Here is a 12,685-nt window from a genome sequence, read left to right as displayed (position 1 = left end):
AAAAAAGGGGTTCAGAACCAGGTTTTGAACCCCTTTTTTGCATTACGGCAGCACCAATCCGCCGCCGGCCTTGTGCAGTTTGCGCAAGTGTTCGCCGATCTCTTTGACGTTGGCCTCGCAGGCGGCTATTTCAGCGGCGCGACGCGGCTCCAGTAGAGCCCGGACTTCCTTATCCAGATCACCGGTCAAGGTTTGCAGCTGTTTCTGTCGCAGGCTGCTTTCCGACTCCAGTCGCTGCCATTCGCCAGGCTGTGGCAACCCATAACCGCTGCTGCCCAGCAGCTCGGCGGGACGGCTCAGGAAACCGCTGTTGACGAGAATCTGCTGCAGTGTCGCGTTGGCCCTTTCCATGCCGCCGTTTTGAAGTTCACGGGCACCGAGGTAACGCTGTTTGACTTCATCCTGAGCCAGCAGGAGTTGCTGGCGATAGCTGGCCTGTTCCAGCAGCAGCAACGCCGCGCTGGTGCGCAGGTCTGCCTGTTCGAACCAGATGCGACGTTCTGCAGCGTCCAGGGCGAGCCAGTCTTCAACCGTTTGCTGCTTGATGGGCAGGTGTTTTTTCAGGACTTCGAACATGGCCTGATAGCGCTCGCGGAATGAGTCGAAGCGGTAGCCCAGGCGCAAGGCTTCCTTGGGATCGTCGAGCACGCTGGTATCCGCCAGGCCCCGCCCTTTGAGCACCTCCAGCAAACCATTGGGCATGATGCTGTCGAGGCCCTTGAGTTGCTCGTTATTACTGCCGCTGCGCAACAGCTTCAAGCTTTCCACCGCGCAGTTATTGGACAGGAAGTAGTAATTGCCGTCGTAGCTCCAGTGCATCTCGGCGGCATGTTCAACTGTTTCTTCGATCTCGGTACGCGACAGGTTCAACGGCACCGATGCCAGGCTGCGCAATTCGGTCTTGGTGTATTCATCGATGACTTGGGCCAGTGGCAGGACGAACAGGCGCGACGGGTATTTGCCCACCAGCCCGTCCCAACTCGACAACTGCACATCGCCCACGAAGGCGCGATAGGACAGCACCAAGTGTTGATCCAGATCCAGCCGGCAATCCGGCCCACGGGGACGGCCCGGCGCGCAGATCACCAGCCGGAGCATGCTGTGACCCCAGCGGCTGACCCAGTTCTGGTTGGCTTCGGCCAGCAAGTAGTCGACGGCATAGACCCGCTCGGGATCGACCTTGCCCAGTGGCGTCCGGGCGAAGTCGTTACCGGCGTTGAGGAACGCGAACGATTTGGCGCAAGTGTCCTTGGCGGCGGGAGCCCAACCGAAATGTTCCTGGTAGTAGCGATACAGGGCGGGGCGTCGGCAGGCGTAGCTCGGATCGAGGAGGAAATACTCCATGTTGACCGCAACGAACTCTTTCGGACTGCTCGTCTCGTAAAGATCCGGGCTGCGGGCGACCTGCCGGTTATGCTGTTCCCGTTCTCCACGACGGCCGACGTATTGCGGCCAGCCGGCGAGATCCAGCAGGCGGGGATCGTCGCTGAGGGTGAAACGCCGGTCGTTCTGGCCCCGGCACTCGTCGGGGAGGCCAATCAAGCCGGCGCTGCTGTTGCGCCGGGTACACCGCTGGATCAGTGTGCGTTCGGCATCCGGCCAGAGGCGTGCGCGGTCGTAAATGTGAGTCAGTTCGTGCAGGACCGTGGCGAGCAGTTCCCGTCGTACGGTGCCGTGGGGGCGATGGGTCTTCTGTGTGGCGGCGCTGCCGTTGGTGAGGCTGTCCAGCAGGTTGCGGTTGAGATCGAGTTCCGAGACGAGCGAGGCCTGGCCGTAGGCGTTGGCCGGCATCTGGTCGGTCCAGCCGACATCGATGCGTCGATCCAGGCGCTCGATGAAGCGTGGCGGCAGGGCCTGCATGGCTTCATCGAGCAGTGCCCGGCTGGCCTGCTGTTGTGCCGGGCTCAGGCCTTCGTCGATGAGGTGCAGTTGCAAACCGGCCTGGGCGGTGCTGCCCATGAGCAGCATCACCCCGGCGGTCAGCCAGGCGGCGAGCCGCCTCACAATGCGAGGATGGCTTCGGCGAGAACCTGGTCACTGGCGTCGCGAGCTTCCGGCACGCGGGTACGCAAGGTGTCGAAAGCGGCTTCGAGATGCGCGCCGCGGATTTCACCATTGCTGGCAACGAAGCTGGCCGCATCGTCGTGGGCTTCACGAATGATCTTCGAATCACGGATGGAAGTGGTGGTATCGGAGGTGAAATCGATCGAACGCTGGGAAGCGCGAACGATGATGTTACTGGTGGCTACCAGGGTATGTGCCTGGGCCACATCGGCCAATACCAACAGGCCTAGGGCGGCAGCAATCAGCGGGCTACGCATGGAACGACTCCGAAATATAGGGATAACTATTGGACGAGAATTGCCTGTGCCAGTTCAAGGTCACTGGCATGAAGTTTTGGCCGGGTCTGGCGCAGGTAATCCAGGGCCGACTCCAATCGTGCACCTCGCAATTGTCCGTCACTGGCAACGAATGCCGCAGCGTCGTCGCGGGCGACGGCGACTATTTTATGGTCGAAGGGCGCGGAGGTCACCATGCTCGTGGCATAGCCACTGGCAACCAGTTGCTGGGTGGACACATCGAAGGCATGAGCTGGAACGGACCAGCCGGCAAGGAAGAAAACGGCGATGAACAGATCGAAGTGAAAACGCATGGGACTCGACAGTTGATGGCGAGTCCAAAGGCTAGCGCAAACCTGCGGGCCAGAGCCAGCGCTGAAACATCGGAACACCATTGGGTGTCCGATGTTTCATGTTGGATCAGATCACCAGGATCGCTTGGGCCAGTTGCGCGTCAGTGGCTTGCAACTGGGGAGCCTGCTGACGGATGTAATCGAGGGCGCTTTCGAGTTTCACACCACGGATGGCACCTTCACTGGCCACGAAGCTGGCGGCGTCGTCACGGGCGGCCTGGACGATTTTGTTGTCTCGCAGCGACGAGGTGGCATCGGACGTCACGTCGGAAGTCGCCTTGAGCGCCCCTACGATGGAGTCGGTGGTAACGATAAAGCTACTGGCATTGGCTTGGGCGGCGACGGCCAGCAGGGTTGCGGCGCTGAGCAGACGAAGTCGGTTCATGATGAAACTCCTTGGATATGAGGTGGTGCCGGTGCAGGTAGCTGAAAGAGGAGACGCGTACTCGACTCGCTTCGCCACGTTCATCCGATATTAAGTCAGAACGTGAAGGAAGACAGCTTTATGAAGTGAGTTGGAGGAGCCTCAAATAAACTGTACTGGTTGATTTGGTTGTTTTCTATAACTGTTATCTCGGCGCTTTCTGAAAGCATCATCCTGAAACGACAAAACCCGTCGCGGTTTCCCGCGACGGGTTTTGCTTGTTCAATTCGGTGCTGGCGGTGGACCCGGTGGGTCAGGGCCAGCGACGCTGAATTAGCGCCAGAACGGCTTGCTCAGCTCTTCGTAGCGCTGTGCTTCGCTGATACCGGCGTCGGCCAGCAGGCGCGAGTCCAGACGAGCCAGTTGATGGCGGCTGGCGATGCGGCGCTGCCACAGCATCAGGTTGGCGATAATGCGAAGAGGCAGGGAAGCCTGGTTTTTTGCAGCTTTGTCTTCGAAAAACAGCTCGGAACTGAGTGTACGTTCCATGGTTGACATCCTTCCGCTTGTGGCGGGATCAGGTAGTGGTTTAACTGGTGCCCATGATCCTCTCGTTTGGCCAGTCACTGTAGATACAGTTCACCTGTATTGTGCGCGACCAGTTAACTGTTAAACCGCAGTGTGCTGGTCCATATTGAAGCAACTGTACCTGTCTGCGCTGTTTTGGTGCATTTGTCACGTTTTAACGGCGCGGAGAAAGGAATATCCTACGGAAAACACCGGTACAGCAATACAGTTTTTGACGAAACGGGTCGTGCTTGCCTGGATGATCAAAACTGTGTGTGCGGTAACGGTGTTCTAGCTGTATCAAACCGCCAACATGCGCCCGGTCTCTTCCAGGTTCAGATGCCAACTCAGTGCGTCGCGCAGGATGTGAGGTGTATGTCCACCCAAGGCACACGCGGCCTCGAAGTACTCGTTCAACGCCTGGCGATAGGATGGGTGCACGCAATTGTCGATGATCACCCGTGCCCGCTCCCGTGGCGCCAGGCCTCGCAGGTCGGCCAGGCCGATTTCGGTGACGAGGATGTCGACGTCATGCTCGGTGTGGTCCACATGGCTGACCATCGGCACGACGCTGGAGATCGCCCCTCCCTTTGCAATCGACTTTGTGACGAAAATCGCCAGGTGCGCATTGCGCGCGAAGTCCCCTGAGCCACCGATGCCGTTCATCATCCGGGTGCCGCAGACGTGAGTGGAGTTGACGTTGCCGTAGAGATCGAACTCCAGCGCGGTGTTGATGCCAATGATACCCAGGCGACGCACCACTTCCGGATGATTGGAAATTTCCTGCGGACGCAGGACCAGTTTGTCCTTGTACTTTTCCAGATTTCCGAACACATCGGCGTTGCGACGATCCGACAGCGTGATGGAACTGCCCGAGGCGAAGCTCAGCTTGCCGGCGTCGATCAGGTCGAACGTGGAGTCCTGCAACACTTCGGAATACATGCTCAATTGCTCGAACGGCGAGTCGATCAGCCCGCACATCACGGCGTTGGCGATGTTCCCTATACCGGCCTGTAATGGGCCGAGCTTATTGGTCATTCGTCCGGCCGCCACTTCTTGCTTGAAGAAATCGATCAGGTGATCGGCAATGGCCTGGGTGTCGCTGTCCGGTGGTGTGACGGTGGACGGCGAGTCGCCTTGGTTAGTGATGACAATGGCTGCAATTTTTTCCGGTGGAATCGGAATGGCGGTACTGCCGATGCGGTCGTCCACCTTCACCAGGGGGATCGGTGTGCGGGTTGGGCGATAGGTCGGAATATAGATGTCGTGCAGACCTTCCAGATTCGGATTGTGGGCCAGGTTGATCTCGACGATTACTTGTCGGGCGAAGATCGCAAAACTGGCCGAATTACCCACCGATGTGGTTGGCACGATGTGGCCCTGTTCGGTGATAGCCACTGCTTCGATCACCGCAACGTCAGGTAGCTTGAGCTGACCGTTGCGCAGTTGTTCGACTGTTTCCGAAAGGTGTTGGTCGATGAACATGACCTTGCCCGCATTGATGGCCTTGCGCAGCGTGCTGTCGACCTGAAAAGGCATGCGCCGAGCGAGCACGCCAGCTTCGGTGAGCTCCTTGTCGAGGTCGTTACCCAGGCTCGCGCCCGTCATCAGGCTGATTTGCAACGGCGTGACTTTGGCCCGTTCGGCCAGGGCGTGGGGCACTGCTTTCGCTTCACCGGCGCGAGTGAAGCCGCTCATGCCAACGGTCATGCCGTCCTGGATCAGCATGGCTGCTTCGGCAGCGCTCATCACTTTGTTCAACAACGAAGGCAGGCGGATGCGATCTTGGTACATACAGGGCTATCTCGGGCTGGAAGCAGGATGCGCAGTCTAGTGAATTCACTCCTTGCCCGTCCCGCTACAAAAGTCGCATTTGAGGCGTCTATTACGGGCGTTTCAGGCAAAACATTATTACCGGATCGGTAACAGGGGGGCTTGATACAAATCAAAACGCCCCGACAAGTCGGGGCGTTCTGGGTAAATCGAGCAGGTTTATTCCACTGCTTTGACCATGTCCTCGATCACCTTCTTGGCATCACCGAACACCATCATGGTCTTGTCCAGGTAGAACAGCTCGTTGTCCAGGCCGGCGTAGCCGCTGGCCATCGAGCGTTTGTTGACGATGATGGTCTTGGCCTTGAAGGCCTCGAGGATCGGCATGCCGGCAATCGGCGATTTCGGATCGTTCTTCGCCGCCGGGTTGACCACGTCGTTCGCGCCGAGCACCAGCACCACGTCGGCCTGGCCGAATTCGGAGTTGATGTCCTCCATTTCGAACACCTGGTCGTAAGGCACTTCGGCTTCGGCCAGCAAGACGTTCATGTGGCCGGGCATGCGTCCGGCCACCGGGTGAATCGCGTACTTCACGGTCACGCCATGGTGGGTCAGCTTCTCGGTCAGCTCTTTCAACGCATGCTGCGCCCGCGCCACGGCCAGGCCATAGCCCGGAACGATGATCACGGTGTCGGCGTTGGTCAGCAGGAAGGTCGCATCGTCAGCGGAGCCGGATTTCACCGGGCGCGCTTCTTTCGAGCCGGCCGGCCCGCCCGCATCGGCGCTATTGCCGAAGCCGCCGAGCAGTACGTTGAAGAACGAACGGTTCATGGCCTTGCACATGATGTAGGACAGAATCGCACCGCTCGAACCTACCAGGGAGCCGGCGATGATCAGCATCGAGTTGTTCAGTGAGAAGCCGATACCGGCCGCCGCCCACCCCGAATAGCTGTTGAGCATCGACACCACTACCGGCATGTCGGCGCCGCCAATCGGGATGATGATCAGCACGCCAAGCACGAACGCCAGGGCCAGCATCAGGGCGAATGCACCGAAGTTGCCCGTGACCATGAATGTTACGCCCAGGCCCAGTGTTGCCAGACCCAGGATCAGGTTGAGCTTATGCTGTCCACCAAACTGTACCGGTGCGCCCTGGAACAGGCGGAACTTGTACCTGCCCGACAGCTTGCCGAAGGCGATCACCGAGCCGGAGAAGGTGATTGCACCGATGGCCGCACCGAGGAACAGCTCCAGGCGGTTACCGGCCGGAATCGAATCCCCCAGTTGCTTGACGATGCCCAGGGACTGCGGCTCTACCACGGCGGCGATGGCGATGAACACGGCGGCCAGGCCGATCATGCTGTGCATGAACGCCACCAGCTCCGGCATCTTGGTCATCTCGACGCGCTTGGCCATGATCGAACCGGCGGTGCCGCCGATCAGCAGGCCGACGATGACATAGCCGATGCCCGCAGTGGCCAGCTCAGCGCCCAGCTTATAGATGAGGCCGACGGTGGTGAGCACCGCCAGCGCCATGCCCAGCATGCCGAACAGGTTGCCGCGGCGGGACGTGGTGGGGTGCGACAGGCCCTTGAGGGCTTGGATGAAGCAAACGGACGCAATCAGGTAGAGCGTCGTTACCAGATTCATGCTCATTACTTGGGCGCCTCTTCTTTTACGGCTTTCGGGGCTTTTTTCTTGAACATCTCAAGCATCCGGCGCGTGACCAGGAAGCCACCGAACACGTTCACCGCTGCCAGGGCCACGGCGAGCGTGCCCATTGTCTTGCCCAGCGGCGTCACGGTCAGCGCTGCGGCGAGCATGGCGCCGACGATCACGATCGCCGAAATGGCGTTGGTCACCGCCATCAATGGGGTGTGCAAAGCGGGTGTCACGTTCCAGACCACGTGGTAACCGACATAAATCGCCAGTACAAAGATGATCAGGTTGTAGATACCGGGGGAGATAAGCTCTTCCATTGTCTGAATCCCTGCTTAGGCGTTTTTGCGGATGACCTGGCCGTCGCGGCACATCAGGCACGCGGCGACGATGTCGTCTTCCAGGTTCACGTCGAACTGACCTTCCTTGGTGAAGACCAGCTTCAGGAAGTCCAGCAGGTTACGGGCATACAGCGCCGAGGCATCGGCTGCGACTTCGCCGGCCAGATTGGTCGGGCCGACGATGGTCACGCCGTTCTCGACCACCACTTGGTCGGCCACGGTCAGCGGGCAGTTGCCACCCTGGGCTGCCGCGAGGTCGATCACCACCGAACCGGGCTTCATTTGCGCGACGGTTTCCGCGCTGAGCAAGGTCGGTGCCTTGCGGCCCGGAATCAGTGCCGTAGTGATGACGATGTCAGCCTGCTTGGCGCGCTCGTGTACGGCCTGGGCCTGGCGCTGCATCCAGCTCGCGGGCATTGGACGGGCGTAGCCGCCGACGCCGACGGCGCATTCACGCTCTTCATCGGTTTCATAAGGCACGTCGACGAACTTGGCGCCGAGGGATTCGATTTGCTCCTTCACCGCCGGACGCACGTCCGACGCCTCGATTACCGCGCCCAGACGCTTGGCTGTCGCAATCGCCTGCAACCCGGCCACGCCGGCACCGAGAATCAGCACGCGCGCCGCTTTCACGGTGCCAGCGGCTGTCATCAGCATCGGCATGAAGCGTGGATAGTAGTGAGCTGCCAACAGCACCGCCTTGTAGCCGGCAATGTTGGCTTGAGAGGACAGCACATCCAGGCTCTGGGCCCGGGAAGTGCGTGGCGCGGCTTCGAGGGCGAACGCTGTAATGCCGCGTTCGGCCATCTTGGCGATGATTTCGTTGTTGAACGGATTGAGCATGCCTACCAGGACGGTGCCGCTCTTGATCAACGCCAACTCGCTGTCGTTGGGCGCGACCACCTTGAGGATCAACTCGGCTCCAAACGCGTCACTGGCGCTGCCAATGGTCGCGCCTGCCGCCTCGTAGGCACTGTCGATAACGCTGGCGTTGATGCCGGCACCGCTTTGAACAGTGACTTTATGACCCTGGCCGATCAGTTTCTTGATGGTTTCCGGGGTAGCAGCAACCCGTGTTTCACCCGTCTGGGTTTCGAGAGGGACACCAATGTGCACGTCAAATCTCCTGCGTGATCTTATTGAGTAAACCCAGGCACTTCGGATGGCGCGACTGGGGCGGCGGATCAGCACGATCCCGCCGAATCAGGCGGGGCGCGGCATTTTGCAGGCGAAATTTCGACCCTTCAAGGAATTATGACGTGTGACGGAAAATTAACTACAAGTCACCCTGTGACCGAATGTCGCAACTGTCAGGCCTGATCCCTTGCAGGCCGTGCATTACAAGGCTTAAAGCGCAAATCGATAAAAATTAACATCGGCTGCGTGAATAAGCCGCCATGGCTGGCGCAATATGGCTCAAAGCCACGTATTTGAACGGTTCTGAGACTACTGTACCGATTCCATAACAGATTGACTGTATGCGACAAAAACTTATATCTGTAGCGCTTTTGGTTAGCTTACTACCGGAGTCGGTTATATAGCTTTTTCTTATTTATCAAGAGCATAGCCATGGGCTTGTTTGATCAACCAATCGCGGAAAGCCCGAAGGGACGCGGATTCCACCTTTCGCTCGGGAATCATCAGGTAGTAAGCCTTGATGCTCGACAGCGCGTTCCGATTGGCGACGACCAATCTTCTTTCTGCCAGCTCGCGCTGGATCAGAAAAGGCGGGATCAAGGCGATCCCCATTTCATGCATGGCCGCTTGGGCAAGCATGGAGAATAGTTCATAGCGTGGGCCTGTCAGGTCGCGAGCCACATTCAGATGTTGGGCGTTGAACCATTGGCGCCAGGCGTACGGGCGGGTGGTTTGCTGAAGCAGCGGTAATTCGGCGATTGCATCCGCTGTCAGGTGACTCTGATTATTCAACAAGGACGGGCTGCAGACCGGCATCGGATTTTCGCCCATGAGCTTGTGGGATTCGGTGCCGGACCAGTCCGCATCGCCAAAGTAAATGGCTGCGTCAAACTCCGTATCCGCAAACAGGAAAGGCCGGGTGCGGTTGGTCAGGTTGACGGTGACTTCCGGATGTTGCTGCTGGAAATCCTTCAGGCGCGGCAGTAACCACTGGGTGCCGAAGGTAGGCACCACCGCCAGCTCGATCACGTTAGCGCCGGTATGGCCCATAACCGAAAGTGTGTCGCGCTCGACGGCGTCCAGCTGGGTGGCAACCCGGCGACTATAGGAAAGACCCGCTTCGGTCAGTTTGACGCCGCGGCGTGAGCGTCGGAATAGCTCCACGCTGAGGAAGTCCTCCAGGCTGGCAATCTGCCGGCAGATGGCGCCTTGGGTGAGGGACAGCTCCTGTGCGGCCTTGGTGAAGCTCTCATGGCGTGCGGCCGCCTCGAAGCTGACCAGGGCCGCAGTGCTGGGAATCTTTCGACGCATGTACAGGCACCTCACTGATTGTCTGCGTAAACGGGGTTTATGGCGTTTACGGAGTGAGAAATTAGCACAACACCGTGCGCAATCCTCGTTTGCCCTCGTAGGAAACCGCGCCTAGGATCAATCCACATTTCTTTCATCGATTGACGAGGAATTTTTCATGGCCGGTAAAGCGAGCTTCAACTGGATCGATCCATTGCTGCTGGACCAGCAGCTCACCGAAGAAGAGCGCATGATCCGCGACACTGCTGAGCAGTTCGCCCAGCAGAAGCTCGCGCCGCGAGTACTGGAAGCGTTCCGCCATGAAAAAACCGATCCGGCGATCTTCCGTGAAATGGGTGAAGTAGGGCTCCTTGGCGCGACCATTCCCGAACAATACGGTGGCAGCGGCTTGAACTACGTCAGTTACGGCCTGATCGCCCGTGAAGTGGAACGTGTCGACTCTGGCTATCGGTCGATGATGAGCGTGCAGTCCTCCTTGGTCATGGTGCCGATCAACGAGTTCGGTACTGAGGCCCAGAAACAGAAGTACCTGCCAAAGCTGGCCTCTGGTGAGTGGATTGGTTGCTTCGGTCTGACCGAGCCGAACCATGGTTCGGACCCGGGCGCGATGATTACCCGTGCACGCAAAGTCGAGGGTGGTTACAGCCTGACGGGTAGCAAGATGTGGATCACCAACAGTCCGATTGCCGATGTATTTGTCGTCTGGGGCAAGGACGACGCTGGCGATATCCGTGGCTTTGTGCTGGAGAAAGGGTGGAAGGGGCTGAGTGCGCCGGCTATCCATGGCAAGGTTGGGCTGCGTGCCTCGATCACCGGCGAAATCGTCATGGACAACGTCTTCGTTCCGGAAGAGAACATTTTCCCGGATGTACGCGGCCTGAAAGGTCCGTTTACCTGCCTGAACTCCGCACGCTACGGAATCTCCTGGGGTGCGTTGGGTGCCGCCGAGTTCTGCTGGCATACCGCTCGCCAATACACCCTGGATCGTCAGCAGTTCGGCCGTCCGCTGGCGGCGACCCAATTGATCCAGAAGAAGCTGGCCGACATGCAGACCGAGATTACCCTTGCGTTGCAAGGTTGCTTGCGCCTGGGGCGCATGAAGGACGAAGGCACGGCAGCGGTGGAAATTACCTCGATCATGAAGCGCAACTCCTGTGGCAAATCTTTGGAGATTGCCCGTATGGCGCGGGACATGTTGGGGGGTAACGGAATCTCCGATGAGTTCGGTATCGCTCGTCATCTGGTGAACCTGGAGGTGGTGAACACTTATGAAGGTACCCACGACATCCATGCGCTGATTCTTGGGCGTGCGCAGACCGGTATCCAGGCATTCTATTAATAGGAGGCGGTCATGGGCGCGCTTTCGCACCTGCGGGTACTGGATTTATCTAGAGTTCTGGCCGGGCCCTGGGCCGGGCAGATCCTGGCGGACCTGGGGGCTGAAGTCATCAAGGTCGAGCGTCCCGGCAACGGCGACGATACGCGAGCCTGGGGGCCGCCCTTCCTGAAGGGCGCAGACGGCGAGAACACCACCGAGGCGGCTTATTACCTGTCAGCCAACCGCAACAAGCAATCGGTCACCATCGACTTCACGCGACCCGAAGGGCAGAGATTGGTGCGAGAGCTGGCGGCCAAGTCCGACATCCTGATCGAGAACTTCAAGGTGGGCGGGCTGGCGGCTTATGGCCTGGATTATGACTCCCTGAAAGTCATCAACCCGCAGTTGATTTATTGCTCGATCACCGGGTTCGGTCAAACGGGCCCTTATGCCAAGCGTGCCGGGTATGACTTTATGATCCAGGGGCTCGGTGGGCTGATGAGTCTTACCGGGCGACCTGAAGGCGATGAGGGCGCGGGGCCGGTGAAGGTCGGGGTCGCGCTGACGGACATCCTTACAGGGTTATATTCAAGCGTCGCCATCCTGGCAGCGTTGGCTCATCGTGATCATGTCGGTGGCGGGCAGCATATAGACATGGCCTTGCTGGATGTCCAGGTGGCTTGCCTGGCTAACCAGGCGATGAACTATCTGACCACAGGCGTTGCGCCGAAGCGGCTGGGCAATGCTCATCCGAACATCGTGCCTTATCAGGATTTTCCTACGGCTGACGGTAACTTTATTCTTACCGTGGGCAATGATGGACAGTTCCGCAAGTTTGCCGAGGTGGCAGGTCAGCCGCAGTGGGCGGATGACGCTCGTTTCGCGACAAACAAGCAACGGGTGGCGAACCGGTCGTTATTGATTCCCTTGATTCGCCAGGCGACGGTGTTCAAGACGACGGCCGAATGGGTTGCTCTGTTGGAACAGGCGGGTGTGCCGTGCGGGCCTATCAATGATCTGGCCCAAGTGTTTGCCGATCCACAAGTACAGGCCCGTGGATTGGCGCTCGAGCTGCCTCATGTCCTGGCCGGTAAAGTGCCACAGGTTGCGAGCCCGATCAGACTGTCCGAGACGCCAGTGGAATATCGCAGCGCGCCACCTTTACTAGGTGAGCATACGGTTGGGGTCCTGCAACGCGTGTTGGGTTTGGATGAGGCCGCATTGATCGCGCTTGGGGAGGCAGGAGTTCTCTGAGTTGTTCTTTCTATATAGAGGCGGCGCGCGTAGAAGAGGTTTTTCCCGATAACGCAGCTTATTGATAGAAAAGTAAAATTAAGGGTTGACGGCAGATTCTGAGTCTCTATAATTCGCCCCACTTCCGGCGCAGTCGAAACGGAAAACTTCTTGAAATTCAATGAGTTAAGTAGGTTTCGGCGATGCAGGGCTTCAGGTCATCGAAGCGCGGAAGGCGTCAGCGGAGCAGGTATTTGGCTCAGTCGACGGTTCGATCTTCTCGGTCGAAA

Annotated in this window: 12 protein-coding genes; 2 read left to right on the top strand and 10 right to left on the bottom strand. The window is 58.8% G+C overall.

Annotated elements, in window-relative coordinates; all coding sequences use genetic code 11:
- Positions 1 to 42: 42 nt before the first annotated feature.
- From LCU97_RS19810 to LCU97_RS19765, 10 genes are all read right to left on the bottom strand, one after another.
- Positions 43 to 2,004: a DUF7844 domain-containing protein gene (locus tag LCU97_RS19810; RefSeq protein ID WP_232777541.1), complete on the bottom strand. Its 1,962-nt coding sequence runs from the start codon at positions 2,002 to 2,004 to the stop codon at positions 43 to 45.
- On the bottom strand, positions 2,001 to 2,321 hold the full coding sequence (locus LCU97_RS19805) for a DUF2388 domain-containing protein (RefSeq protein ID WP_053149622.1): 321 nt from the start codon (positions 2,319 to 2,321) through the stop codon (positions 2,001 to 2,003). Before LCU97_RS19805 ends, LCU97_RS19810 begins: the two co-directional genes overlap by 4 nt.
- Positions 2,322 to 2,347: 26 nt before the next feature.
- The gene (locus LCU97_RS19800) at positions 2,348 to 2,653 is read right to left on the bottom strand and encodes a DUF2388 domain-containing protein (protein WP_053149625.1); all 306 of its coding nucleotides are present in this window, start codon (positions 2,651 to 2,653) and stop codon (positions 2,348 to 2,350) included.
- A gap of 106 nt (positions 2,654 to 2,759) precedes the next feature.
- The gene (locus LCU97_RS19795; RefSeq protein ID WP_053149628.1) at positions 2,760 to 3,077 is read right to left on the bottom strand and encodes a DUF2388 domain-containing protein; all 318 of its coding nucleotides are present in this window, start codon (positions 3,075 to 3,077) and stop codon (positions 2,760 to 2,762) included.
- Between the two features lie 312 nt (positions 3,078 to 3,389).
- Positions 3,390 to 3,605, bottom strand: a complete 216-nt coding sequence (locus tag LCU97_RS19790; RefSeq protein WP_053149631.1) for a DUF1127 domain-containing protein — start codon at positions 3,603 to 3,605, stop codon at positions 3,390 to 3,392.
- 318 nt (positions 3,606 to 3,923) lie between these two features.
- A complete protein-coding gene (locus LCU97_RS19785; RefSeq protein WP_053149634.1) occupies positions 3,924 to 5,417 on the bottom strand; it encodes an acetyl-CoA hydrolase/transferase family protein in 1,494 nt (497 codons plus the stop codon).
- A 198-nt stretch (positions 5,418 to 5,615) separates the two neighbouring features.
- Entirely contained in the window at positions 5,616 to 7,052 is a 1,437-nt protein-coding gene (locus LCU97_RS19780) for an NAD(P)(+) transhydrogenase (Re/Si-specific) subunit beta (RefSeq protein WP_232777540.1), read from the bottom strand.
- Positions 7,052 to 7,375 (bottom strand): NAD(P) transhydrogenase subunit alpha, encoded by a 324-nt coding sequence (locus LCU97_RS19775; RefSeq protein WP_003187010.1) that lies wholly within the window; start codon positions 7,373 to 7,375, stop codon positions 7,052 to 7,054. The genes LCU97_RS19780 and LCU97_RS19775 overlap by 1 nt, the downstream gene beginning before the upstream one ends.
- A gap of 15 nt (positions 7,376 to 7,390) precedes the next feature.
- Positions 7,391 to 8,512 carry a Re/Si-specific NAD(P)(+) transhydrogenase subunit alpha gene (locus LCU97_RS19770; protein ID WP_232777539.1) on the bottom strand — a complete coding sequence of 374 codons (1,122 nt, stop codon included), beginning with the start codon at positions 8,510 to 8,512 and terminating at the stop codon, positions 7,391 to 7,393.
- Positions 8,513 to 8,944: 432 nt separating this feature from the next.
- Positions 8,945 to 9,844: a LysR family transcriptional regulator gene (locus tag LCU97_RS19765; RefSeq protein WP_053149640.1), complete on the bottom strand. Its 900-nt coding sequence runs from the start codon at positions 9,842 to 9,844 to the stop codon at positions 8,945 to 8,947.
- A gap of 157 nt (positions 9,845 to 10,001) precedes the next feature.
- On the opposite strand from LCU97_RS19765, the gene LCU97_RS19760 reads away from it, so the two are divergent.
- The gene (locus tag LCU97_RS19760) at positions 10,002 to 11,183 is read left to right on the top strand and encodes an acyl-CoA dehydrogenase (RefSeq protein WP_232777538.1); all 1,182 of its coding nucleotides are present in this window, start codon (positions 10,002 to 10,004) and stop codon (positions 11,181 to 11,183) included.
- A 12-nt stretch (positions 11,184 to 11,195) separates the two neighbouring features.
- Entirely contained in the window at positions 11,196 to 12,416 is a 1,221-nt protein-coding gene (locus LCU97_RS19755) for a CaiB/BaiF CoA transferase family protein (protein WP_232777537.1), read from the top strand.
- The last annotated feature ends 269 nt before the right edge of the window (positions 12,417 to 12,685 follow it).

The sequence above is a fragment of the Pseudomonas uvaldensis genome (assembly GCF_021271205.1).
Lineage (GTDB): Bacteria > Pseudomonadota > Gammaproteobacteria > Pseudomonadales > Pseudomonadaceae > Aquipseudomonas > Aquipseudomonas uvaldensis.
Note: the sequence above shows the minus strand (reverse complement) of the source record. Positions and strands in the feature narration are given on the sequence as shown.